This window comes from Actinotalea endophytica, from assembly GCF_025717005.1.
Taxonomy (GTDB): Bacteria; Actinomycetota; Actinomycetes; order Actinomycetales; family Cellulomonadaceae; genus Actinotalea.
Window position 1 is genome coordinate 174395 of the sequence record NZ_JAOVZU010000006.1, and the last position, 25252, is coordinate 199646.

The window sequence follows — 25252 nt, forward strand, 5'->3', positions numbered from 1 at the left end:
GCGCTCATCCACCCGTCAACGACGACTCGAGGAAGACACATGGCGATCAAGCGAGGCATGTCCGTCGTCGCGCTGCTCGGCAGCGCAGCCCTGCTCGCGGCCTGCAGCGGCACCGCCGACGCGGGCGACGGCAGCTCGGACTCAGGCTCGGCCTCAGGCTCGGCCGGGGGTGACCAGGTCACCCTCACCTGGTGGCACAACTCCAACACCGACCCCGGCATGCAGTACTACCAGGACGTCGCGGACGCCTTCACGGCCGACCACCCGAACGTCACCATCGAGGTCGAGGCCATGCAGCACGAGGACATGGTCACCCAGCTCGAGGCCGCCTTCCAGTCCGGCAACGCCCCCGACGTCTACATGGAGCGTGGCGGCGGCGAGCTGCGCGACCACGTCGAGGCCGGCCTCACCATGGACATCTCCGACACCGCAGCCGACACGATCACCACGCTCGGTGGTTCGGTCGCCGGCTGGCAGGTGGACGGCAAGACCTACGCGCTGCCGTTCTCGGTCGGCGTGGTGGGCTTCTGGTACAACACCAAGATCTGGTCCGACAACGGGCTCGAGCCGCCGGCCACCTGGGACGAGTTCTACACGGACATCGACACCCTGAAGGCCAACGGGATCGCCCCGCTGTCCGTGGGCGCGGCCGACGGCTGGCCGGCGGCGCACTACTACTACTACTTCGCGCTGCGCGAGTGCTCGCAGCAGACCCTGACCGACGGTCTGGCGAGCTACGACTTCTCCGACGACTGCTTCCTGCGGGCGGCCGACGACCTGAAGGCCTTCGTCGACTCCGAGCCGTTCAACGACGGCTACCTGGCCACCGTGGCGCAGGCCGGCGCGACCTCCGCCTCCGGCCTGCTGGTCAACGGCCAGGTCTCCGCCGAGATGCAGGGCCACTGGGAGCCCGGCGTGATGCAGGGCCTCAACGACGGCACCCCGATGGAGAACCTCGGCTGGTTCCCGTTCCCGGCGATCGACGGCGGCGAGGGCGACCCGGGTGCCGCGATCGGCGGCGGCGACGCGTGGGCCTGCTCGGCCGACGCCCCGCCGGAGTGCGTGGACTTCATCACCTACCTGCTCTCCGACGACGTGCAGACCGGCTTCGCCGAGCTCGACATGGGCCTGCCCACGAACCCGGCCGCGACCGGGGCCGTGTCCGACCCGACGCTCGCCTCGCTGCTCGCCTTCCGTGACGCGGCGCCCTACGTCCAGCTCTACTTCGACACCGCGCTGGGCACGAACGTCGGCAACGCGATGAACGCCGCGATCGTGAACGTCTTCGCCGGCCAGGCCGCACCGGACACGATCATCACCGAGTCCGAGAAGGCGGCGGAGCTGGAGTGACGGCCGTGACCGACGGAGCGCGCGCCGAGCAGGACGCGAGCGCACCGGGCGCGTCGTCGACGGCCGCCGGTCGTGCCTCGGCACGGCCGGCGGCCCCGGCCCGGCGCTCGCGGCGAGCCGGCCTCCGCACGGCGCTCGAGGTCACGTTCTTCGTGACCCCCGCGCTGGTCGTGTTCGGGGTGTTCGTGGTCTGGCCGGTGATCAAGGCCGTCCAGTACTCGCTGTACAGCTGGAAGGGCTACGGGCCCCTGGTCGACTTCGTCGGTCTGCGCAACTTCGCCTACGTCCTGACCAACGACGTCTTCACCGACGCGCTGGTGCACAACCTGATCATCATGGTCGTCTCGATCGTCGTGCAGCTGCCGCTCGGCCTGGGGATCGCGCTGCTGCTGAACCGCAGGATCCACGGCCAGGGCCTGCTGCGGACCATCGTGTTCGTGCCCTACGTGCTCTCCGAGGTGATCGCGGGCGTGATCTGGCGCCAGCTGCTCACCGCGGACTACGGGCTGGTGGACACCGTCGCGGGCTCGCTCGGCATCCCGACCCCGGAACAGGGCTTCCTCGGCGACCCGCGGTTCGCGCTCGGCGCGGTCATGGTCGTGCTCACCTGGAAGTACCTCGGTCTGGCCGTGGTGCTCTTCCTCGCCGGGCTGCAGGGTGTGCCGGACGAGCTGCACGAGGCCGCGCAGCTCGACGGCGCGACCTGGTGGCAGACCCAGCGGCGGATCACGATCCCGCTGCTCGGCCCGACGATCCGGACCTGGGCCTTCCTGTCGATGATCGGCTCGATCCAGGTCTTCGACATGGTCTGGATCCTCACCAAGGGCGGTCCGGCCGAGTCGACCAACACCATGGCCACGTTCCTCTACTCGTGGGGCGTGGACCGCAACCTGATCGGGATCGCCTCGGCCGCCTCGGTCGTGCTGTTCGTGGTGGCCCTGGTGTTCGCGATCGCGTACCAGCGCCTCATCCTGCGCCGCGACCTGGTCGATGCGCCCCGCTCGTCGCGCCGGCGCACGCGCCGGGCCGACCGGGAGGTGGCGGCATGAGCGCAGCTCCGGCCACGACCCGGGCGCCGGTCGCCCGGCGCGGTCGCCGCACGGTCCAGGGCGGCGGCAACCCGCTGGTGTACGGGATCGCGCTCGCCGTCGTCGCGGTGACGCTGACCCCGGTGCTCTACGGCGTGATCTCCGGCTTCCGCACCAACACCGACCTGTCCCGCAACCCGTCCGGCTGGCCGTCCCCGTGGGTCCTGAGCAACTACACCGGGGTGCTCACCGACGGCCGGTTCTGGCAGTACGCGCTGAACTCGACGATGGTGGCCGTGATCACCACGGCGATCGTCGTGGTGGCGGGTGTCATGGCGGCGTACCCGCTGGCGCGGTACCAGTTCCGGCTGCGTGAGCCGCTCTACATGGTCTTCGTGCTCGGCCTGCTGTTCCCGGCCGCCGTCGCGGTGATCCCGCTGTTCATCATGATCACCAACGACCTCGGCCTCGGGAACACCTGGTGGGGCGTCGCGCTCCCGCAGGCCGCGTTCGCGCTGCCTACCACGATCGTGATCCTGCGACCGTTCCTGATGGCGCTGCCGACCGAGCTCGAGGAGGCGGCGATGCTCGACGGCGCGAGCCGGATCGGCTTCTTCTGGCGGATCCTGCTGCCGCTCTCGGGGCCGGGCATGGTCACCGTCGGCGTGCTCGCGTTCGTCGGCTCCTGGAACGCCTACCTGCTGCCGTTGCTGCTGCTGCGCGAGGACGGGATGAAGACCCTGCCGCTGGGCGTCGCGGACTTCTCCACCCGGTACGCCGCGGACATCGCCGGCATCTTCGCCTACACGTCGCTCGCGATGATCCCCGCCCTGGTCTTCTTCCTGGCCATGCAGCGCCGGATCGTCAACGGCCTGCAAGGCGCTGTGAAGGGTTGACCGACATCGAGACCGACACCGCCCGCACCGACCGCGCACCGCTGGCGAACCGCCCGCGCACCCGCTGCGCCCGCAACCGACGAGGGCTCCGTCCCGGAGCCCGGTGAGGAACCCACCGTGACCGACACCACCACCGCCACCTCGGTGGGCGGGGCGCGCGACGACGCGGTCGACGCCCTGCTGGCGCGCATGACGCTCGAGGAGAAGCTCGCCGCGATCGTCGGGCTGTGGAGCACCGAGACCTCGGCGGGCGAGGAGGTCGCGCCTCTGCAGGAGGCCATGGCCACCGAGCTGCCGCCCTTCGAGCGGTTCGCCGAGCACGGCCTCGGACACCTGACCCGGATCTTCGGATCGGCGCCGGTCGAGCCCGAGGAAGGGCGGCGCGAGCTGTGGCGGCGCCAGCGGCACCTGGTCGACGGGACGCGCCTCGGCATCCCGGCCGTCGCGCACGAGGAGTGCCTCACCGGGCTCGCCGCGTGGCGGGCCACGACCTACCCGGTGCCGCCGGCCTGGGGTGCGACCTTCGACCCCGCGCTGGTCGGCGAGATGGCCGCCGCGATCGGCGAGCAGATGGCCGGCCTGGGCGTGCACCAGGGCCTCGCGCCGGTGCTCGACGTGGTCCGCGACCCGCGCTGGGGCCGCGTCGAGGAGTGCATCGGCGAGGACCCGTACCTGGTGGGCGAGGTCGGCACCGCCTACGTGCGTGGTCTGCAGTCGGCCGGGGTGCTCGCGACCCTCAAGCACTTCGTCGGGTACTCGGCCTCGCGCGCCGGGCGGAACCTCGCCCCCGTGAGTGCCGGGCCGCGCGAGGTGTCCGACGTGCTGCTGGTGCCGTTCGAGATGGCCGTGCTCGACGGCGGAGCCCGCTCGGTGATGCACTCCTACGCCGAGATCGACGGTGTCCCGGTGGCCGGCGACCCGGCCCTGCTGCACGGTGTGCTGCGCGATCGATGGGGGTTCGACGGCACGGTCGTCGCGGACTACTTCGGGATCGCCTTCCTGCAGACCCTGCACCGGGTCGCGGGCGACCTCGGCGAGGCGGCCGCGCAGGCGCTCGCCGCAGGGGTGGACATCGAGCTGCCGACCGGCCACGCCTACCTCGCCCCGCTCGCCGAGGCGGTCCGGGCCGGGACGGTGCCCGTGGAGCTCGTGGACCGCGCGGTGCGCCGGACGCTCGCGCAGAAGGCCGAGCTCGGCCTGCTCGCGCCGGACGCGATCGACCAGGCCGAGCCGAGCGGGGCGATCGACCTCGACCCGCCGGAGCATCGGGCGATCGCCGCGCGGGTCGCCGAGGAGTCGGTGGTCCTGCTCGGCAACGACGGGACGCTCCCGCTGGCCGCGCCGGCCAGGGTCGCGGTGCTCGGGCCCAACGCGGACCGCGCGCACGCGCTGTTCGGCTGCTACTCGTTCGTCAACCACGTGCTCGACCACCACCCGGAGGTGCCGCTCGGCATCGAGGCGCCCACGGTGCTCGAGGCCCTGCGGGCCGAGCTGGGCGAGCGCCGCGGCGCCGAAGTGACCTACGCGCGGGGCTGCGGCGTCCAGGACTTCGACCGGTCCGGCATCGCGGAGGCCGCCGAGCTCGCCGCCGCGGCGGACGTGGCGGTCGTCGTGGTCGGTGACCACGCCGGGCTGTTCGGCCGCGGCACGTCGGGGGAGGGCTGTGACGCCGACTCGCTCGAGCTGCCGGGCGTCCAGCGGGACCTCGTCGAGGCGGTGCTCGCCACCGGCACACCGGTGGTGCTCGTGCTGCTCACCGGCCGCCCCTATGCCGTGGGCTGGGCCGTCGAGCGGTGCGCGGCCGTGGTGCAGGCGTTCTTCCCCGGTGAGGAGGGTGCGCGCGCGGTGGCCGGCGTGCTGAGCGGGCGGGTCAACCCCTCCGGCCGGCTGCCGATGAGCCTGCCGCGCTCCGCGGGGGCGCAGCCCTTCTCCTACCTGCACCCGCCGCTCGGCGGGCCGAGCGACGTCACGACCGCCGACCCGACCCCGGCGCGCCCGTTCGGCTTCGGGCTGGGTTACACGACGTTCGAGCACACCGGGCTCGAGGTGCCCGCCGAGGTGCCGACCGACGGTTCGCTGCGGGTCCGGGTGACCGTGACCAACACCGGCGACCGCGCCGGCGCCGAGGTGGTCCAGGTCTACGCGCACGACGTCGTGGCCTCGGTCACCCGGCCGGTCGCGCAGCTGGTCGCGTTCCACCGGGTCGAGCTCGCGCCGGGGCAGCGCGCCGTGGTCGAGCTCGACGTGCCGACCACACGCCTCGCGTTCAGCGACCGGCGCATGGTGCGGGTGGTCGAACCGGGTGAGGTGCAGGTCTGGGTCGGGCGCTCCGCGGCGGACCCCGGGCCGGCGACGACGACCACGCTGGTCGGCCCGGTGCACTCGGTCACCGTCGCGGACCGGCGCGAGGTCCGGACGGCCGTGCACCCGGCCTGACCGACCCTGGCGTGCGTCGCGGGTCGGGGCCGCACCGACCCGGCTGCCCCGACCCGCGACCGGAGCGTCGCGCCCCTCAGGCGGGGCGGTCGGCCACCAGGTCGCGCACCGCGGCGTAGCGCTCGCGGACGCCGGGCGTCGGCTCGGCGCTGCGCAGCTCCTCGGCCGCCAGGACCCAGGTCGGTGCCGGTGCGGCGGTGTCGGCCCGGCGGGCCAGGACCCAGGCCGCCTGTCGCGCCGCGCCGTCGGCGACGTACTCGCCGGCCTCGGGCACCAGGACGTCCAGCCCGAGGACCGCGGGTGCGATCGCCCGGACGGCCTCGGACCGCGCGCCCCCGCCGATCAGGCGGACCCGCTCGACCGGGACGCCCTGGTCGTGCAGCGCGTCGAGGCCGTCGGCGAGCGCGCAGAGCATGCCCTCGACGGCCGCGCGGGCCAGGTGCGCGGGCGTCGTGTTGGCGAGCTGCATGCCGTGCAGCGCGCCGGTGGCGTCCGGCTTGTTCGGGGTGCGCTCGCCCTCGAGGTAGGGCACGAGCACGAGACCGTCCGCGCCGGCCGGTGCGGACAGCGCGAGCGCGGACAGCCCGGCGTGGTCGACGCCGAGCAGCCGGCACGCGGCGTCCAGCACGCGAGAGGCATTGAGCGTGCAGGCCAGCGGCAGGTACGCGCCGGTGGCGTCGGCGAACCCGGTCACCATGCCGCTCGCGTCCGCGGTCGCGTGCGGGCTGATCGCGGAGACCACGCCCGAGGTGCCGATCGACACGGTCACGTCGCCGGGGACCATGCCGAGACCGAGGGCCGCAGCTGCGTTGTCTCCCGCGCCGGGGGAGAGCAGCAGGTCACCGGCCGGGTTGCCGGGCCGGTGCACCTGCTGGGCGATCTCCGCCGGGCCGAGCACCCGAGGCAGCGTGACCTCGTGGCCCAGCGCGCGGACGACGAGCTCGGGCAGGTACTCCCCGGTGGCGGCGGACCAGTACCCGGTGCCGGACGCGTCCGAGCGGTCGGTGGTCAGCGCGGTCAGGTCCGGCACGCCGCCCTCGGCGGCGGGGCCGTAGCCGGCCAGGCGCCAGGTGAGCCAGTCGTGCGGAAGGGCGACCGCGGCGACCCGGGCGGCGAGCTCGGGCTCGTGGTCGCGCAGCCAACGCAGCTTGGTCACGGTGAGCGACGCGACCGGGACCGAGCCGATCGCGTCCGCCCACGCCGCCGCCCCGGCGGCCGGGTCGCCGTCGCCGAGCTCGGCGATCAGGTCCACGGCCGCCTGGGCGGAGCGGGTGTCGTTCCACAGCAGCGCGTCCCGGACGACCTCGCCGCCGGCGTCCAGCGCGACCATGCCGTGCTGCTGGCCGCCCACGCCCGCCGCCGAGACGTCGTCCAGGCCGCCCGCCTCGGCGAGTGCCGCGGACAACGCCTCCCACCAGAACCGCGGGTGGACCTCGGAACCGTCCGGGTGCGAGGCCCGACCGCTGCGCAGCAGGGCGCCGGTGGCGGCGTCCCGGACCACGACCTTGCACGACTGGGTGGACGAGTCCACCCCGGCGACGAGGGCCATGGGTCAGCGGGCGCCGAGCGCGTGCTCGAGGGCCAGCTGGTTGAGGCGCACGAAGCCGAAGTTGCGCTCGGCGACGGCGTCGACGTCGAGGTCCTCGTAGGCGGACCGGTCGGCGAGCAGGTCGGCGAAGGTCTCGCCCTCGGCCATCGTCGGGATGGCGAGGTCGAACACGCCGGCCTCCTCCATCGCCGCCTTGACCTCGGGGTCCGCTCGGAACGCCGTGGCGCGCTCGGCGAGCAGGATGTACGTCGCCATGTTGGCCGCGGCCGAGTCCCACACGCCCTGCATGTGCTCGGTGCGCGACGGCTTGTAGTCGAAGTGCCGGGGCCCGTCGTAGGTCGGGCCGCCGCTCGGGAAGCCGTTCTCGAGCAGGTCGACGGTGGCGAAGGCGGAGAACAGGTCGCCGTGGCCGAACACCAGGTCCTGGTCGTACTTGATGGACTTCTGGCCGTTGAGGTCGATGTGGAAGAGCTTCCCGGCCCACAGCGCCTCGGCGATGCCGGTGGTGTAGTTCAGCCCGGCCATCTGCTCGTGGCCGACCTCGGGGTTCAGGCCCACGATGTCGGCGTTGTCGAGCCGGTCGATCAGCGCGAGGGCGTGGCCGATGGTCGGCAGCAGGATGTCACCGCGGGGCTCGTTCGGCTTGGGCTCGAGCGCGATCTTGAGGTCGTAGCCCTGCTGCTTGATGTACGCCGCGACCGCGTCGATGCCCTCGGCGTAGCGGTCGTGCGCGGCCTTGAGGTCCTTGGCGCTGTCGTACTCGGCGCCCTCGCGCCCGCCCCACATCACGAACGTCCTGGCGCCGAGCCGGCCGGCGAGGTCGACGTTGCGCAGCACCTTGCGCAGGCCGTAACGGCGCACCCGCCGGTCGTTGGAGGTGAACGCGCCGTCCTTGAAGATCGGGTGGGTGAAGGTGTTGGTCGTCACCATCTCCACCTCGATGCCGGTCTCCTTGAGCGCGGCCTGGAAGCGCTCGAGGATCCGCTCGCGCTCGGCGTCGTCGGAGCCGAACGGCACGACGTCGTCGTCGTGGAAGGTCACGTAGGACGCGCCGAGCTCGGCGAGCCGGTGGACGGACTCGACCGGGTCGAGGTCAGGCCGGGTCGCGTCGCCGAACTGGTCACGGGCCGGCCATCCCACGGTCCACAGACCGAAGGAGAACTTGTCCTCGGGGGTGGGCTTGCGCACCATCGCTGGCTCCTCGTCGAGCGGATTTGTTGTATGGATGAACTTATATCGTCCGGTGCGGTAGGGTCAAGCCGTGTCCGTTGAGCCGGGGGCGCCCCGACCGTCGTCGCGCAGCCTGCGCGGCCCGTCCGGCGCGGCCAGGCAGCGCAGCCTCCGTACTCACAACCTAGGCGTTGTGCTGCGCGAGGTCCTCGGCTCACCTCGCCCGGTGTCCCGGGCCGAGGTCGCGGCGTCGACCGGGCTGACCCGGGCGACCGTCTCGGCGCTCGTCGAGCAGCTGCTCGCCGCCCGGCTGATCCGCGAGCTCGAGCCGGTGGCGGGGCAGCGGGCCGGCCGGCCGGCCGTGCCGCTCACGGCTGCGCTGGACACGGTGGTGGCGATCGGCATGGAGATCAACGTCGACTACCTCGGCGTGTGCGCGATCGACATGGCGGGTCAGGTGCCGGTGGAACGCATCGTGCACGACGACTTCCGGCGCAGCGAGCCGGGTCCGGTGATGGACCGGCTCGCGCAGCTCGCGGGCGAGGTGGTGACCACGCTCACCGACCGGGGCGTCGCCGTGGCCGGTACCGCGCTGGCGCTCCCGGGCCTGGTGGACAGCATCACCGGACCGCTGCGTCTCGCGCCGAACCTCGGCTGGCGCGACGTGGACGTCCTCGCCCACCTCGCGCGGCACCCGGTGCTGGCCCAGGTGCCGCCGTGGCTCGGCAACGAGGCCAACCTCGCGGCGATCGCCGAGGCCAGGGCTCGTCGGGTCGGTGGACCCGCGAGCTTCGTCTACGTCTCCGGCGAGGTCGGCATCGGTGGCGCGATCGTCCTCGACGGGACGATCTTCGGTGGGGTGCACGGCTGGAGCGGCGAGATCGGCCACGTCGCGCTCGGGACCGAGGGGTCGTTCGACCGGGGCGGGCAGCTCGAGGAGCTCGCCGGCCAGGACGCGCTCCTGGACGCCGCGGGCCTGCCCCGGACCGCAGCGGTGGCGGCGCTGCTCGACGGGGGGGAGCGGGCGGAGCGGGCGCTCGACCGCGCGGCCGACGCGCTGGGCCTCGCGCTCTCGGCCGTCCTGAACATCGTGGACGTCGAGTGCGTGGTGCTCGGCGGCATCTACGCCGGTCTCGCGCCGCGCCTCGCGCCGCGCATCCGGGCGCAGCTCGACGCCCGCGTGCTGTCCGCGCCGTGGAGCGCGTTGCGGATCGAGGCCGCGGCGGCAGGCCGCTTCCCGGCCATGTCCGGCGGCGCGTGGGCGGTGCTCGAGGCGATCGCGGACGACCCCGAGGCCTGGGTGCGCGGGGACGAGGAGTCCGCGGCGCTCTGAGCCGCATCCGGCCGCCGGTGCCGGTGCCGGGGCCGGTGCCGGGGCCGTCCGACGGCCGGCTCGTCGTGACCGAACGGTGATCGAAACAGGTGCCAGGAGACCCTCGCCCTGATCGCGTCGAGTTGATATGTTGAATAAACCAACTAAGGCGTTGGTCGCGGACGAGAGCCACAGTGACGTGGCGCTGGACCCAACGGGAGGACAACGATGTCAAGGACGTGGATCAGAGCTGCCGCCGGAGTTGCCGCCGCTTCGTTGTTGGTGGGAGGGCTCGCCGCCTGCAGCGCCGAGCGCACGGACGAGCCCGGCGGTGAGACCTCGAGCAGCGACGGCTCGGCAGCCGGCTCGGAGATGCTGGTCGGGATCGCGATGCCGACCAAGAGCCTCGAGCGCTGGAACAAGGACGGCTCGCACCTGGAGGAGCTGCTCCAGACGGCCGGCTACGACACCAACCTGCAGTACGCCGACAACAAGGTCGACCAGCAGATCTCGCAGATCCAGAACATGATCAACGAGGGTGCCGACATCCTCGTGATCGCATCGATCGACGGAACCGCGCTCGCACCGATCCTGTCGACCGCCAAGGAGCAGGACATCACGGTCATCGCCTACGACCGTCTGATCAACGACACCCCGGACGTCGACTACTACGCGACGTTCGACAACTACATGGTCGGGCAGATGCAGGGGCAGTACATCGAGGAGGCCCTCGGGCTCGCCGACGGTGCCGGCCCGTTCAACATCGAGCCGTTCGCGGGCTCGCCGGACGACAACAACGCGAAGTTCTTCTTCTCCGGCGCGTGGGACGTGCTGCTGCCCTACGTCGAGGCGGGCCAGCTCGCCACGCCGTCGGGCAAGTCGCCGGCCAGCAACGACGAGTGGCAGAGCATCGGCATCCCCGGCTGGGGCTCGGAGGATGCCCAGGACGAGATGACCACCCGGCTCAACTCGTTCTACGCCGACGGCACCGCGCTCGACGCCGTCCTGTCGCCGAACGACTCGCTGGCGCTCGGCATCGCCCAGGCGCTCGAGGGCGCCGGCTACACGCCCGGGGACGGCTACCCGGTGCTCACCGGCCAGGACGGCGACCAGGCGAACGTGCTCAACATCATCGCGGGCAAGCAGTCGATGACGGTCTGGAAGGACACCCGCACCCTCGCCGAGCGGGTGGCGACGATGATCGACGAGATCACGGCCGGCGAGACCGTCGAGACCAACGACACCGAGACCTACGACAACGGGGTCAAGGTCGTGCCGACCTACCTGATCCCGCCCGTGGTCGTCACCGCCGACAACATCGAGGACACCCTCGTGGCATCCGGCTTCTACAGCGCCGAGGACCTCGGCCTCTGACGCAGGCATGACCTCGGGCGGTGCGGCGGCGCGACGCAGCGGCACCGCCCGAGGTCCGTCGCCGCGCCACGAACCCGCCAGCCCACGAGACGGAGCGGAGCCGACATGAACCAGCACGGGGAGCTGACGCCGTCGCAGCGCGAGATCGTGCTCGAGATGCGTGCCATCACCAAGACCTTCCCCGGGGTCAAGGCCCTCGAGGACGTCTCGCTCGAGGTCCGCAGGGGTGAGATCCACGCCATCTGCGGCGAGAACGGAGCCGGCAAGTCGACGCTCATGAAGGTGCTCTCCGGGGTGTACCCGCACGGCACCTACGAGGGCGAGATCGTGCTCGACGGCCGCCCCGTGGAGTTCCGCGGGATCCGGGACAGCGAGCACCACGGCATCGTGATCATCCACCAGGAGCTCGCGCTGAGCCCCTACCTGTCGATCGCCGAGAACCTGTTCCTCGGCAACGAGCGCGCGAAGCGCGGGGTGATCGACTGGGAGCAGACCAACGCCGACGCGGCGCGGCTCCTCGCCGAGGTGGGCCTGCGGGAGAAGCCGGAGACCCGGATCTACGACATCGGCGTCGGCAAGCAGCAGCTGGTGGAGATCGCGAAGGCCCTGAGCAAGGACGTGAAGCTGCTCATCCTCGACGAGCCGACCGCGGCGCTCAACGACGAGGACAGCACCCACCTGCTCGGCCTGATCGAGAACCTCCGCCGGCGCGGGATCACCTCGATCATCATCAGCCACAAGCTCGGCGAGATCCTCCGGGTCGCGGACAGCGCCACGGTGATCAGGGACGGCCGGACGATCCGCAGCTTCGACTTCGGGACCGGGACCGTCACCGAGGAGGACCTCATCCGTTCCATGGTCGGCCGCGCCATGGAGGCCAGGTTCCCGACCCGTGAGCCGCACATCGGGGAGGAGGTGCTCCGGATCGAGGACTGGACCGTCCACCACCCGATCCAGCAGGAGCGCAAGGTCGTCGACGGTGCATCGATCACGGCGCGCGCCGGCGAGGTGGTCGGCCTGGCCGGCCTCATGGGCGCCGGGCGCACCGAGCTCGCGATGAGCGTCTTCGGTCGCGCCTACGGCACCCGGATCTCCGGCCGGGTGATCAAGGACGGCAAGGACGTGACCCCGCACAGCGTGGGTGCGGCGATCTCGGCCGGGATCGCCTACGCGACCGAGGACCGCAAGCGCTTCGGGCTGAACCTGCTGACCGACATCAAGCGGAACATCGCCTCGGCGTCGTTGCGCAAGGTCTCCACCCGCGGCGTGGTCGACGCCGGCGCCGAGGCCAACGTCGCCGAGCGGTACCGGACGAGCATGAACATCAAGGCGCCGAGCGTCGACGTCATCACCGGCAACCTGTCGGGCGGCAACCAGCAGAAGGTCGTGCTGTCCAAGTGGATCTTCACGGACGCCGACGTGCTGATCCTCGACGAGCCGACCCGCGGCATCGACGTCGGCGCGAAGTACGAGATCTACACGATCATCAACCGCCTCGCCGCCGAGGGGAAGGCGATCATCCTCATCTCCTCGGAGCTGCCCGAGCTGCTCGGGATGTGCGACCGGATCTACGCCATCAGTGAAGGACGCGTGACCGGCGAGGTGCTCCGTGAGGACGCCACCGAGGCCACGCTCATGCGCTACATGACCAACTCGGACCAGGAGGTGTCCCAGTGACCGCCCTCAAGGAGATGCTGGGCGGCAACATCCGCCAGTACGGCATCGTCGGCGCGCTCTTCTTGATCGTGCTGCTCTTCCAGCTGGCCACGGGCGGCAAGCTGCTGCTGCCGAACAACGTGGCGAGCCTGATCCAGCAGAACGCGTACGTCATGATCCTGGCCGCCGGCATGGTCATCGTGATCATCGCCGGCCACATCGACCTGTCGGTCGGGTCGATCGTGGGCTTCATCGGCGGCGTCGTCGCTCTGCTCATGACGCACGTCGGTCTGCCGTGGTGGCTCGCCATCCTCGGCGGGATGCTGCTCGGCGTCGTGGTCGGCATGTGGCAGGGCTTCTGGGTCGCGTTCGTCGGGGTCCCGGCGTTCATCGTGACGCTCGCCGGATGGCTCGCGTTCCGAGGCCTGGCGATCCTGCTCGTCGGTGTCACCGTGTCGATCGGCACCGAGAAGGAGTTCGTGGCGATCTCCAACGGGTCGATCCCGAACGCGCTCGGCTACATCGCGAACCGTGACGTCGTGACGCTGCTGATCGGTGTGGCGGTGATCGGCCTGCTGGTCTTCACCCAGCTCCGGTCCCGCCGTGCGATGCGCAAGCACGGCCTGGAGACCGAGTCGGCCGGCGCGCTCGTGCTCAAGCTCGCGCTCGTGTCCGTGCTGGTCGCGTTCTTCGCGTGGACCTTGGCCGGGAGCCGCGGGGGCACCCCGATCGTCCTGGTGATCATCGGGGTGGTCATCGCGGTCTACTCGTTCGTCACGCAGAGCACCGTCTTCGGTCGCAACGTGTACGCGATGGGTGGCAACTTCCAGGGCGCGGTGCTGTCCGGCGTCAACACCCGCCGGATGAACTTCATGATCTTCGTGAACATGGGCGTGCTGGCCTCGGTCGCCGCCGTGGTGACCACGTCGAAGTCCGGGGCCGCCACCGCTCAGGCGGGCAACCTGTACGAGCTCGACGCGATCGCCGCCTGCTTCATCGGTGGCACGTCCGTCAGCGGCGGCATCGGGCGGGTCTCCGGCGTCATGGTCGGTGCGCTGATCATGGGCGTGCTCAACATGGGTCTGTCGATCATGCGCGTCGACCCGGCGTGGCAGCAGGTGGTCAAGGGGTTGGTGCTGGTCCTCGCGGTCGCGTTCGACCTGGTGAACAAGCGGCGGGCCGGCACCCGCTGACCCGATCCCCTCCGTGTGCCGCGCGGCCCGGTCGTCGTCGGGCCGCGCGGCACTCTCGTGCCCGGGCGAGCCGGGTACGCGGGCGGTGAGCCGACCTGCCAGGGTGGACCCATGAGGCTGTGGATCGGGACGTATCCCGCGGACGGTGCCGGGACTCCGGTCGGTACCGGTGAGGGCATCTGGTACGCCGAGACCGATCCGGCCACCGGCCGGCTCGTCGCGCGGCAGGTGGCTGAGGTGCCCGCGCCCTCGTACCTCGCGCTGAGCCCGGACGGCGCCACGCTCTACGCGGTCGGGGAGACGGCCCCGGGCATGGTGCTGGCCCTCGCCGTCGGAGCGGACGGCTCCTTGGTCGAGCGGGAACGCATCACGTCGGGCGGCAGCGACCCGTGCCACCTGCTCGTGCACCCCTCGGGACGGACGCTGTACGTGGCGCAGTACAGCAGCGGGTCGCTCGCCGCGGTGCCGCTCAGCCCGGACGGCGGGTTCGCCGGCGGCGTGGGGCAGATCTTCGAGCACTCCGGCATCGGCCCGCACGAGCGCCAGGCGGGCCCGCACGTGCACTCGGCCGTGCTGGTGGACGACGTCGTGCTCGCGCTCGACCTGGGCACCGACGAGCTGCGCCGCTACCGGGCCGGCGCCGACGGCGTCCTCACGGTCGACGAGATCGCGGGTCGGCTGCCGTTCGGCACGGGGCCCCGGCACGCTGCGGTCACCCGGGACGGCGACCTGCTGGTGGTCGGGGAGCTGTCGGCGACCCTCTACCTGCTGGGCTGGGACGCCACGACCGCACGGGTCGAGCCGCTCGATCGCCTCGAGCTCGCTGAACCGCCCGCGCTGCCGGCGCACGTCACGGTCTCGCCCGAGGGTGACCGGGCGTTCGTGGGGGTGCGCGGCCCGGACGAGATCGCCGTGGTCGACGTCGTGGGTCGTCGCCTCGTGCCGCGGGGCACGATCCCCACACCGGCCTGGCCGCGCCATCACGCCGTGGTGGACGGGTGCCTGCTCGTCGCGGGCGAGCGCGGCCACCGGGTCACGGTGCACGCCATGGTCGACGGGGTGCCGCAGGCGGAGGTCGTCGACCAGCTCGAGATCCCGTCGCCGACCTTTATCCTGCCGCGGCCCTGAGGTTGCCGGACGGGCGGCGCGCGAACGGCACCGAGGCGGGGACGCTCGCGCAGGCCTCCGTGACAACCCGACGGCCGCCCGCCCCCGAGGGGACGAGCGGCCGTCGGGCCGAGGAGGTCTCAGGGCGCCGGGGCGCCGGTCAGTCGGGGTTCGGCACGAGGATCTCGCGGACCAGCGCGGACAGCTGGGCGTCGGCGTCGAGGAACTGACGCAGCGTGCGGCGGGTCGCCCCGAAGTCGGCGAACTCGTCGATCGTCATGCCGTCCGGCTCGTAGGCCTTGGTCCACTCGTCCGGGATGCGCGCCGCGATCTCGTCGAGGATCGCCTGGTCCACCGGCACGTCGATCCGCGAGGGCAGGTCGAGGCCGTTGTCGTTGATGAGCTTCTGCCACCCGAACGGCGGGGAGATCACCACGTCGCCGCCGACCAGCTCGGAGAGCTGGAGGTGGTTGCGGAACGCGGCCGAGAGGACCCGCGTCCGGTAGCCCCGCTCGGCGAAGATCTGGTAGGCGCGCTTCATCGCGGCGACGCCGGCCCACTCGAGCACGCCGGGGCTCAGCAGCAGCCCGCGCTTCGCGGCGACGTGCTTGAGCCAGTCGTCCAGCCGGCCACCCATCAGGGTCGCGACCGGGCCCATCTGCTCGGTCGGCAGGCCCTCGGCCTCGCGCCGGGCGAGCCCGCGCTCGACCGCCGCGCCGACCTCGACGACCTGCGGGACCGTGAAGGACACCGTCGCGTTGATGCTCACGCCGCGGTAGGTGACCTCTTCGATCGCCTCGATGCCGGCGCGCGTGGCGGGCAGCTTGACGATGATGTTCGGCGCGAGGTGGTGGAAGTGCTCCGCCTGGTCGGCGAGCGCGACCGGGTCGCGGTGCAGGCGCGGGTCGGTCTGGATCGACAGGCGTCCGTTGCGGCCGTTGTGCTCGGTGAAGATCGGCGCGAGCAGCTCGGCCGCGTCGACCGAGAGCTCCTCGACCACGAGCCAGCCGAGCTCGGACTCGCCGAGCGTCGGGTGCTCGTCGGCGAGCTCGCGCAGCCGGGCGGTCCACCGGGGCAGGTCGGCCTTGATCGCGGCGAGCGCGATGACCGGGTTGCAGGTGGCGCCGACCGCGCCGAACGAGATGGACGTCCGCAGCTGGGTGGGGTCCGCCGAGTCGTTCCACAGGGCGGTCTGCGGGAACGCCTGGGTCATCCGCCCCAAGGGGGTGGTGGTGTCGACCGCGATCCGGTCCATGTCGAGCTGGGTCATCGAGTCCTCCGCTGCGCGCATCTACGAGGCCGCCCGCCCTGGCGGAACCCGTCCGCACCCTTGCGGTGCGCACGACTAGATTCCACAGCAGGACAGCACTTGATGTCAAGCATATGTCCTGACAAATATTGAGGCGAGACGGAAGTCCCGGACGCGGTCCGCGGAGTCGCGCCCGGTGCGGCCGCGGATCGGGCCGCGGGGCGGGTTCGTCGGGCAGAGGGCAGGTGTGCCGATCAGCCCGCGAACATCGTCGTCTCGAACGAGTACCGCGACGCGCGGTAGATGTGGGCGCCGAACTCCACGGCGGCGCCGGCCTCGTCGAACGCCGTGCGCTCCATGGTCAGCAGCGCCGCGCGGGGCGCCTCGTCGAGCATCCGGGCCTCGGCGGCCGACGCGGTGCGCGCACCGATCCGCTGCTTCGCGATCCGCGGCTTCACGCCCCGGCCGCGCAGGCAGTCGTACAGGCCGTCCGCCTCGAGGTCCTCGCGGGACGGCGCGATCGCGATCGGCAGGTAGTTCGTCATCAGGGCGATCGGGTCGCCGTCGGCCCGGCGCAGGCGGCGGATCATCACGACCTCCGTCCCCTCCGGGATGTCGAGGGCGTGCGCGACGTCCACCGGGGCCGGCACCGTGGTGTGCTCGAGCACCTCGGTGGTCGGCTTCTGACCGCTCTTGGTGAGGTCGTCGTACAGCGACGTGAGGTCGACCGGCCGGCGGATCCGGGCCGGGGCGACGTGCGTGCCGGCGCCGCGCTTACGGACCAGCTGGCCCTTGTCGACCAGCTCGCGCAGGGCCTGGCGAGCGGTCGGCCGGGAGATGCCGAGGCGGTTGGCGAGCGAGATCTCGTTCTCGAGCAGCTCGCCCGGCGCGAGTCGACCGTCGTCGATCGCAGCCTGGATGGCCTGGGCGACCTGGTGGTAGAGCGGCACCGGGCTGGTCCGGTCGAGCTCGATGCGCAACGGCTGCGGCACGGATGCCTCCCTCGGCAACAAGGCGTGTCGGCCCGCATCGTCGCGGACCGCACCTGATCCGTGAGCATAGCGCAGTACTGACAGCACGTCCGGATGAAGATATGTCCTGACAAACACTTGACGAGACGGCCATCCACGGTGCATCGTCGTGACATCCCGGAACGAGCCGGGCGCTCGGGTCTGCGGCCCGACCCGCGACGCGGCGGACAGCGCGCACGGACAGGAGGAGCGGTGACCGGCGTCCGAACCCCCGAGGTGCTCACCGTGGGGCGCAGCGGCGTCGACCTGTACCCGCTGCAGACCGGTGTCCACCTCGAGGACGTGCAGACGTTCGGCAAGTTCCTCGGCGGCAGCCCGACCAACGTCGCGGTCGCGATCGCGCGTCTCGGCCACTCGGCAGCGGTCCTCACCGGCGTCGGCGACGACCCGTTCGGCCGGTTCGTGCGCCAGGCCATCCGCGACTTCGGCGTCGACGACTCGCACGTGGTCGTGGTGCCCGACCTGCACACCCCGGTGACCTTCTGCGAGATCTTCCCGCCGGACTCCTTCCCGCTCCGCTTCTACCGCGCGCCGAGCGCACCCGACCTGCGCCTGCGGCCGCAGGACGTGCCGGTCGACCTGGTCGCCGAGGTCCGGCTGCTGTGGTTCACCGCGAGCGGGCTGTCCGCGGAGCCGAGCCGCTCGGCGCACCTGGCCGCGCTCGCCGCGCGCACCCGCGGGCTCACCGTGCTCGACCTCGACTACCGGCCGATGTTCTGGGACTCCGAGCAGCACGCGCACGACGAGGTCGCCGCGGTGCTCGGGCAGGTCGACGTCGCGGTCGGCAACGGCGAGGAGTGCCTGGTCGCGGTCGGCGAGACCGACCCGGACCGTGCCGCGGACGCCCTCCTGGACCACGGCGTCGACCTCGCGGTCGTCAAGCAGGGTCCGCGGGGCGTGCTCGCCAAGACCCGCTCGGAGCGGGTCTTCGTGGAGCCGACCGTGGTCGAGGTGGTCAACGGGCTCGGTGCCGGCGACGGGTTCGGCGGCGCGCTGTGCCACGGCCTGCTCGAGGGCTGGTCGCTGCGTCGCACGATCGAGTACGCCTCGGCTGCGGGCGCGATCGTCGCCTCGCGCCTGGAGTGCTCGGGTGCCATGCCGACCGCAGCCGAGGTCGACGCGATGCTCGCCTCGGGGATGCCACCACAGCAGCGGGGGGTGCGGTGATGGGCACCGGTTTCGTCGAGGACCGCGCCGGGCTGACCGAGGTGCGGATGACCGACCCGGCCCGGATCGCCGCGCGCCTCGCGGCCAGGACGCCGTTCCCGGGGCTCGCCGCCGGGGAACGCCTGCTGATCATCGCGGCCGACCACCCCGCGCGGGGTGCGCTCGCCGCGGGCCACGACGCCATGGCCATGGCCGACCGCTGGGACCTGCTCAGCCGGGTCCGGGTGGCGCTCGCGCGCCCGGGCGTGCACGGCTTCCTCGGCTCGGCGGACCTCGTCGAGGACCTCACCATGCTCGGGGCCCTCGAGGGCAAGCTCGTGCTCGGCTCGATGAACCGGGGCGGTGTCGCGGGCGCGACCTTCGAGCTCGACGACCGCTTCACCGGGTACGACCCGAAGGGGATCGCCGCCGCGGGTCTGGACGGCGGCAAGATGCTGCTCCGCATCGACCCGGACGACCCGGCGTCGGTCGCGACGCTCGAGGCGTGCGCGAGCGCGGTCGACGGGCTCGCCGAGCGTGGCCTGGTCGCGATGATCGAGCCGTTCTGGAGCACCCGGTCCGACGGCCGGGTCCGCAACGTCCTCGACGCCGAGGCCGTGATCCGGTCGATCGCGATCGCCTCGGGGCTCGGCAGGACCTCCGCGTTCACCTGGCTCAAGCTCCCGTTCGTCCCGGACATGGCCCGGGTGCTCGCCGCGACGACGCTCCCCACGTTCGTCCTCGGCGGCGACGTGCCCGACGGCGGGGCGCCGCTGCCGGACTGGGCGGCCGCGCTCGCGCTGCCCACGGTGCGCGGTCTGACGATCGGCCGCTCGCTGCTCTACCCGCCGGACGGCGACGTCGTCGCCGCCGTCGACAGTGCCGTGGCGCTCCTGGGCGCCCGACCGGAAGGAGTCATGGTCCGATGAGCGACACCGAGCGTCTGGTCCGCCGCGCCGGAGACCCGGCGGCCGGGGAAGCGGTCTGCGCCGTGACCCCCGAGTCCGCGGGGTGGGGCTGGAGCGGTCTCGAGGTGCGCGAGCTCGCCGCGGGGGACGAGTGGACCGTCGAGCTCGACGGGCGCGAGGCCGTCGTGGTGCCGTTGCGCGGGGGTGCCCACCTCTCGGTGACCGGGCCGGAGGCCGCGGAGATCGACCTCGCCGGGCGCCCCGGCGTGTTCGCCGGCCCCACCGACTTCGCCTACCTCCCGGTCGGCTCGACCGTGACGCTCAGCGGCGCGGGTGCACGGGTCGCGGTCGGCACGTCGAGGGCGAGCAGGGTGCTGCCGCTGCGCCACGTCCCCAAGGAGCAGGTGCGGGTCGACCTGCGTGGCGCCGGGTCGTGCAGCCGCCAGGTCAACAACTTCACGATCGCGACCGACGTCGAGGTGGACCACCTGCTGACCTGCGAGGTGGTCACGCCCGGCGGCAACTGGTCGTCCTACCCGCCGCACAAGCACGACGAGCACGGCGAGGACGAGCGGGCGCTCGAGGAGATCTACTACTTCGAGGTGGCGGACGGCCCGGACGGCCCCGGGGTCGGGTACCACCGCACCTACGGCACGCCCGGGCGGCCGATCGAGGTGTTCGCCGAGGTGCGCACGGGCGACACCGCGCTGGTGCCGCACGGCTTCCACGGCCCGTGCATGGCTGCCCCGGGCTACGACCTCTACTACCTCAACGTCATGGCGGGCCCGTCCGAGGACGGGCGCTGGCTCGCCGTCGACGACCCCGCCGTCACCTGGGTGCGGCAGACCTGGGAGACCCAGCAGGTCGACCCGCGCCTGCCCTGCCCGACCCCCGACCCGCTCGGCGTCGACGACGACGCCCCGACCCACTGAGGGACACCACATGAACGACTCCGCAGCAACCGTGCGCCTGACCGTCGGCCAGGCCGTGGTCCGCTTCCTGGCCCACCAGTGGACCGAGCGGGACGGTGAGCGCCAGAAGCTGTTCGCCGGCATCTTCGGCATCTTCGGTCACGGGAACGTGGCGGGCCTGGGCCAGGGACTGCTGCAGGCGCGCCGCGAGGCGGCCGAGGCGGGCTACGGGCCCGGCTCGGCGCTCGGCGAGCACGGCCCGGACGAGCTGCCCTACCTGCTCGGCCGCAACGAGCAGGCCATGGTGCACACCGCGGTGTCGTACGCCCGCACCAAGGACCGGCTGCAGGTCTACGCCGTGACCTCCTCGATCGGCCCGGGCGCGACCAACATGATCACCGGCGCCGCGCTCGCGACCGTCGACCACATCCCGGTCCTGCTGCTGCCGTCGGACATCTTCGCCAACCGGGTGCCGGACCCGGTGCTCCAGCAGCTCGAGTACCCGCTCGGTCCGGACGTGTCCGTCAACGACGCGTTCCGGCCGGTGTCGCGGTTCTTCGACCGGATCTGGCGCCCCGACCAGCTGATCGCCTCGCTCCCGCAGGCGATGCGCGTCCTCACCGACCCGGTCGAGACCGGTGCCGTGACCGTGGCGCTGCCGCAGGACGTGCAGGCCGAGGCCTACGACTGGCCGGTCGAGTTCTTCGCGGACCGGGTGTGGCACATCGGGCGGCCGGCGGCGCAGCCGGCCCAGCTGGCCCGTGCGGTCGAGGTGATCCGTTCGGCCTCGAAGCCGCTCGTGGTCTGCGGCGGCGGCACGATCTACTCGGGTGCCTCGGCCGAGCTGCGCGCGTTCGCGTCGGCGACCGGCATCCCGGTGTCCGACACCCAGGCCGGCAAGGGCGCGATCAACTGGGACCACCCGCAGGCCGTCGGCGGCGTCGGGTCGACGGGTGCCGGCTCGGCGAACGCGATGGCCGCCGAGGCCGACGTGATCATCGGCATCGGCACCCGGTACACCGACTTCACCACCGCGAGCCACACCGTGTTCGGCAACCCCGACGTGCGCTTCGTCAACGTCAACGTCGCGTCGTTCGACGCGGCGAAGCACGCGGCGACCATGGTCGTGGCGGACGCCAAGGAGGCGCTGGTCGCGCTCACCGACGCGCTCGCGGGCTACACCGCGCCGCAGGAGTGGCAGGCGAAGGCGACCTCCGAGGTCGCGGCCTGGGCCGAGCAGACCGAGATCTGCTACCACCGCGACCACGGGCCGCTGCCCGCGCAGACCGAGGTGTTCGGCGCGCTCAACGAGCTGATGGGCGACGAGGACATCCTGATCAACGCGGCCGGCTCCCAGCCCGGCGACCTGCAGTGCCTGTGGCGGGCGAAGACCCCGGTCGGCTACCACCTCGAGTACGGCTACTCGTGCATGGGCTACGAGGTGCCGGCCGCGATCGGGGCCAAGCTCGCCCGGCCCGAGGCCGAGGTCGTGGCGATCGTCGGTGACGGCGGCTGGCAGATGATGCCCACCGAGATCCTCACCGCGGTGGCCGAGGGCATCAAGGTCATCTACGTCCTGCTGCAGAACCACGGCTTCGCGTCGATCGGCGCGCTGTCGGAGTCCCGCGGATCGCAGCGGTTCGGCACCAAGTACCGGATGCGCAACCCGGAGACCGGTGAGCTGGACGGCGACCGGCTGCCGGTGGACTTCGCGCTCAACGCGGAGAGCCTCGGCGCGAACGTCATCCGGGCGGAGGGCGTCGACGGGTTCCGCAAGGCCTACGCCGAGGCGGTCGCCGCAGACCGGGTGACCCTCATCCACATCGAGACCGACCTGCTCGGCCCGAACCCGCCGGGTACCGGCTGGTGGGACGTGCCGGTCTCGGAGATCTCCACGCTGGAGTCCACCCAGCGTGCCAAGCGCGAGTACGACGAGGCGCGGACCGCGCAGCGCCACTACCTGTGAGAGCGGCCGAGACCGCCGACCCGCAGACCGACCCATGAGTGAAGGAGAACCCCGAATGACCAGCCTGACCGCCAACTGGATGGATGGTGAGCCCTACGAGGGCCACTACGAGAAGACGTCCCCGCTCGAGAACCCCGCGACCGGCGAGGTCATCGGCGAGGTCGTGCACGCCACGCCGGAGGACGTCGAGGCGATCATCGCCTCGGCCAAGAAGGCCTCGGAGACGTGGTCCCAGGTGTCGCTGGCCAAGCGCACCGCGATCCTCTTCCGGTTCCGCGAGCTGCTCGTCGAGCACACCGACGAGATCGCCGAGATCGTCGTCCGTGAGCACGGCAAGGTGTTCTCCGACGCCAAGGGTGAGGTCGGTCGCGGCCTCGAGGTCGCCGAGTTCGCCTGCAGCATCCCGACGCTGCTCAAGGGCGAGTTCTCCGACCAGGCCGCCACCGGGATCGACGTGTACTCGTTCCGCCAGCCGGTGGGCGTCGTCGCAGGCATCACGCCGTTCAACTTCCCGGTGATGATCCCGCTGTGGATGTCGCCGGTGGCGATCGCGACCGGCAACGCCTTCATCCTCAAGCCGCCGACCCGCGACCCCGGCGCCGGCATGCTGCTGGCCAAGCTGTGGAAGAAGGCCGGCCTGCCCGACGGCGTGTTCAACGTCGTGCACGGCGACCGCTCGGTGATCTCGCGGCTGCTCACGCACCCGGACATCGACGCGATCTCGTTCGTCGGCGCGACCACCACGGCGAAGATCATCTTCGAGACCGGGACCAAGCACGGCAAGCGTGTCCAGGCGCTCGGCGCGGCGAAGAACCACGGTCTGGTGCTGGCCGACGCCGACCTCGAGTCGACGGCGAACAACCTCATCGCGGCCGCCTACGGTGCCGCCGGCGAGCGGTGCATGGCGCTGCCGGTCGCGGTCGTGCAGGAGGAGATCGCCGACGAGCTGGTCGCCAAGCTCGTCGAGAAGGCCAAGGCCGTCAAGGTCGCCGAGGGCATGACGCCCGACGCCGACATGGGCGCGATCATCACCAAGGACGCCGTGGAGCGCATCACGGGCCTGATCACCTCTGCGGAGGAGGAAGGCGCCGAGATCCTGGTCGACGGGCGCAACTTCACGGTCGAGGGCTACGAGGGCGGCAACTGGCTCGGCCCGACCCTGATCGACAAGGTCCGCCCGGGCATGCGGGTGAACCAGGAGGAGCTGTTCGGGCCGACCCTGGAGATCATCCGGGTCTCGGGCCTCGAGGAGGGCCTCGCGCTGATCAACGGCCACGAGTTCGGCAACGGCTCGGCGATCTTCACCTCGTCCGGCGAGGCCGCCCGGACCTTCACCCGGGGCGTCGAGGCCGGCATGGTCGGCGTCAACGTGCCGATCCCGGTGCCGGTGGCCTGGCACTCCTTCGGTGGCTGGAAGGAGTCGCTGGTCGGCGAGACGCACATCTACGGCCCCGAGGGTGTGAAGTTCTACACCCGCGGCAAGGTCATCACCCAGCGCTGGCCGCGGACCACCGGCGGCGTCTCGTTCCACTTCTCGGGCGACGCCCAGAAGTAGTCGAACCGCAGGTCAGAGCCCGGGCCCCGGACCACGAGCGGGGCCCGGGCCTTGGCCTGCCCGGGGGTCGTCAGGCTGCCGACGGACCCCGCCGGACCCGTCGCGCGGGGTCCGTCGACCTGTCCGGATGTGAGTGGGGTCACAGAAGGTAACGTTTTAATGTCAGTACATTGTCTCATCCGGACAGGTTCGCTAGTCTCGGCAACGAGCGATCGCGTGGCGCGGCTCCGGGACTGCCGGAGCTCGTGGGGTCCGAAGTACCGAGTCAGCTCGGTGGGCCCGGGTCGCGTCCCTTCAAAGAGGAAAGGACCAACGGTGATCAAGAGGCGTGGATTCAAGGCGCTCGCCGCGTTCGCGGCAGCAGCCTTCCTGCTGGTGGGTTGCTCGAGCACTGACGGCGGAGGCTCGGACACGTCGTCGAGCGACTCCACCGGCGGTTCGGGCGGTGGCGATGTCACGATCGGCGCCACCTTCCCGATCCTTGACCAGTTCCTGCAGACCGTCGCCGACGCGATGCAGTCCAAGGCCGACGAGCTCGGCGTGACCCTGAACGTGGTGGCGGCTGACGAGCAGACCGACACCCAGCTCGGCCAGGTCGAGAACTTCATCGCCCAGGGCGTCGACGCGATCCTCGTGATCCCGGTCGACACCGACGCGGCCGGCCCGATGACGCAGGCCGCGCAGGACGCCGGCGTCCCGCTGGTGTACGTGAACCGCAAGCCGTCCGACCTGCCGGCCGGTGTGCCCTACGTCGGCTCCGACTCGCTCTACGCGGGCACGGTCGAGATGCAGGCGCTCGCGGAGATGGCCGGTGGCGAGGGCAACGTCGTCATCCTGATCGGTGACCCGGCCAACGAGGCCGCCGTGCAGCGCACCCAGGGCTGCAAGGACGTCGTGGACGAGAACCCCGGCATGACCGTCACCAAGGAGCAGGCCGGCAACTGGTACCGCGAAGAGGGCCAGAACATCATGGAGAACTGGATCCAGTCCGGTGACGACATCAAGGTCGTCTGCGCGAACAACGACGAGATGGCGCTCGGTGCGATCAACGCGATCAAGGCCGCCGGCATCTCGCTCGGTGCGGACGGCATCCTGGTCGGCGGCGTGGACGCGACCTCCGACGCTCTCGCCTCGATGGAGGCCGGCGAGCTCTCGGTGACGGTCTTCCAGGACGCGGCCGGTCAGGGCGCGGGCGGCGTCGATGCCGCCATGACCCTCATCGGTGGCGGGATCGTCGACGACTACGTCGACATCCCCTACCAGCTGGTGACGCCGGACAACATGGCCGACTTCCAGTGAGCACGACCCCGGGGGAGGGGCTCATGTCCCTCCCCCGGGGAGCTTCCCCCCGGGGCCGACGGCCCCTCGGCGTGGGCGCACGACGCCCATGACCCGCGGCACTTGCCCCGGCCCCG

Annotated in this window: 19 protein-coding genes; 15 read left to right on the forward strand and 4 right to left on the reverse strand. The window is 72.0% G+C overall.

Annotated elements, in window-relative coordinates:
- Positions 1 to 39 precede the first annotated feature (39 nt).
- The 4 genes from OEB99_RS11895 to OEB99_RS11910 all read left to right on the forward strand — a co-directional run bounded on the left by OEB99_RS11895 (position 40) and on the right by OEB99_RS11910 (position 5710).
- Entirely contained in the window at positions 40 to 1350 is a 1311-nt protein-coding gene (locus OEB99_RS11895; RefSeq protein ID WP_263577480.1) for an ABC transporter substrate-binding protein, read from the forward strand.
- A 5-nt stretch (positions 1351 to 1355) separates the two neighbouring features.
- Complete coding sequence (locus OEB99_RS11900; protein ID WP_263577481.1) at positions 1356 to 2399, forward strand: carbohydrate ABC transporter permease; 1044 nt, start codon at positions 1356 to 1358, stop codon at positions 2397 to 2399.
- Positions 2396 to 3274 (forward strand): carbohydrate ABC transporter permease, encoded by an 879-nt coding sequence (locus tag OEB99_RS11905; RefSeq protein ID WP_263577482.1) that lies wholly within the window; start codon positions 2396 to 2398, stop codon positions 3272 to 3274. Before OEB99_RS11900 ends, OEB99_RS11905 begins: the two co-directional genes overlap by 4 nt.
- Positions 3275 to 3391: 117 nt before the next feature.
- A complete protein-coding gene (locus OEB99_RS11910; protein WP_263577483.1) occupies positions 3392 to 5710 on the forward strand; it encodes a beta-xylosidase/alpha-l-arabinosidase in 2319 nt (772 codons plus the stop codon).
- 76 nt (positions 5711 to 5786) lie between these two features.
- Here OEB99_RS11910 and xylB read toward each other — a convergent pair whose 3' ends face one another.
- Together xylB and xylA are read right to left on the reverse strand one after the other, a co-directional pair.
- The gene (gene xylB, locus OEB99_RS11915) at positions 5787 to 7259 is read right to left on the reverse strand and encodes a xylulokinase (protein ID WP_263577484.1); all 1473 of its coding nucleotides are present in this window, start codon (positions 7257 to 7259) and stop codon (positions 5787 to 5789) included.
- Between the two features lie 3 nt (positions 7260 to 7262).
- Positions 7263 to 8450: a xylose isomerase gene (xylA, locus tag OEB99_RS11920; protein ID WP_263577485.1), complete on the reverse strand. Its 1188-nt coding sequence runs from the start codon at positions 8448 to 8450 to the stop codon at positions 7263 to 7265.
- 172 nt (positions 8451 to 8622) lie between these two features.
- Between xylA and OEB99_RS11925 the strand changes: the two genes are divergently transcribed.
- The 5 genes from OEB99_RS11925 (at position 8623) to OEB99_RS11945 (ending at position 15092) form a co-directional block, all read left to right on the forward strand.
- On the forward strand, positions 8623 to 9762 hold the full coding sequence (locus OEB99_RS11925) for an ROK family protein (protein ID WP_263577486.1): 1140 nt from the start codon (positions 8623 to 8625) through the stop codon (positions 9760 to 9762).
- Between the two features lie 207 nt (positions 9763 to 9969).
- A complete protein-coding gene (gene chvE / locus OEB99_RS11930; protein WP_263577487.1) occupies positions 9970 to 11115 on the forward strand; it encodes a multiple monosaccharide ABC transporter substrate-binding protein in 1146 nt (381 codons plus the stop codon).
- A 105-nt stretch (positions 11116 to 11220) separates the two neighbouring features.
- On the forward strand, positions 11221 to 12792 hold the full coding sequence (mmsA, locus tag OEB99_RS11935) for a multiple monosaccharide ABC transporter ATP-binding protein (protein ID WP_263577488.1): 1572 nt from the start codon (positions 11221 to 11223) through the stop codon (positions 12790 to 12792).
- Positions 12789 to 13964, forward strand: a complete 1176-nt coding sequence (gene mmsB, locus OEB99_RS11940) for a multiple monosaccharide ABC transporter permease (protein ID WP_263577489.1) — start codon at positions 12789 to 12791, stop codon at positions 13962 to 13964. The genes mmsA and mmsB overlap by 4 nt, the downstream gene beginning before the upstream one ends.
- 111 nt (positions 13965 to 14075) lie before the next feature.
- Positions 14076 to 15092 (forward strand): lactonase family protein, encoded by a 1017-nt coding sequence (locus OEB99_RS11945; protein WP_263577490.1) that lies wholly within the window; start codon positions 14076 to 14078, stop codon positions 15090 to 15092.
- Between the two features lie 139 nt (positions 15093 to 15231).
- Here the strand turns inward: OEB99_RS11945 and OEB99_RS11950 are convergent, their stop codons facing one another.
- Together OEB99_RS11950 and OEB99_RS11955 are read right to left on the reverse strand one after the other, a co-directional pair.
- A complete protein-coding gene (locus OEB99_RS11950; protein WP_263577491.1) occupies positions 15232 to 16341 on the reverse strand; it encodes a transaldolase family protein in 1110 nt (369 codons plus the stop codon).
- A 233-nt stretch (positions 16342 to 16574) separates the two neighbouring features.
- The gene (locus tag OEB99_RS11955) at positions 16575 to 17312 is read right to left on the reverse strand and encodes a GntR family transcriptional regulator (RefSeq protein ID WP_263577492.1); all 738 of its coding nucleotides are present in this window, start codon (positions 17310 to 17312) and stop codon (positions 16575 to 16577) included.
- Between the two features lie 231 nt (positions 17313 to 17543).
- Here OEB99_RS11955 and iolC point away from each other — a divergent pair, with 231 nt between their 5' ends.
- The 6 genes from iolC to OEB99_RS11985 all read left to right on the forward strand — a co-directional run bounded on the left by iolC (position 17544) and on the right by OEB99_RS11985 (position 25136).
- Positions 17544 to 18518 (forward strand): 5-dehydro-2-deoxygluconokinase, encoded by a 975-nt coding sequence (gene iolC, locus OEB99_RS11960; RefSeq protein ID WP_263577493.1) that lies wholly within the window; start codon positions 17544 to 17546, stop codon positions 18516 to 18518.
- On the forward strand, positions 18518 to 19426 hold the full coding sequence (locus tag OEB99_RS11965) for a Cgl0159 family (beta/alpha)8-fold protein (RefSeq protein ID WP_263577494.1): 909 nt from the start codon (positions 18518 to 18520) through the stop codon (positions 19424 to 19426). The genes iolC and OEB99_RS11965 overlap by 1 nt, the downstream gene beginning before the upstream one ends.
- A complete protein-coding gene (iolB, locus tag OEB99_RS11970; protein WP_263577495.1) occupies positions 19423 to 20337 on the forward strand; it encodes a 5-deoxy-glucuronate isomerase in 915 nt (304 codons plus the stop codon). The genes OEB99_RS11965 and iolB overlap by 4 nt, the downstream gene beginning before the upstream one ends.
- A 10-nt stretch (positions 20338 to 20347) precedes the next feature.
- A complete protein-coding gene (iolD, locus tag OEB99_RS11975) occupies positions 20348 to 22282 on the forward strand; it encodes a 3D-(3,5/4)-trihydroxycyclohexane-1,2-dione acylhydrolase (decyclizing) (protein WP_263577496.1) in 1935 nt (644 codons plus the stop codon).
- A gap of 55 nt (positions 22283 to 22337) precedes the next feature.
- Complete coding sequence (locus tag OEB99_RS11980; RefSeq protein WP_263577497.1) at positions 22338 to 23837, forward strand: CoA-acylating methylmalonate-semialdehyde dehydrogenase; 1500 nt, start codon at positions 22338 to 22340, stop codon at positions 23835 to 23837.
- Between the two features lie 315 nt (positions 23838 to 24152).
- Positions 24153 to 25136, forward strand: a complete 984-nt coding sequence (locus OEB99_RS11985) for a sugar ABC transporter substrate-binding protein (RefSeq protein ID WP_263577498.1) — start codon at positions 24153 to 24155, stop codon at positions 25134 to 25136.
- Positions 25137 to 25252: the final 116 nt, after the last annotated feature.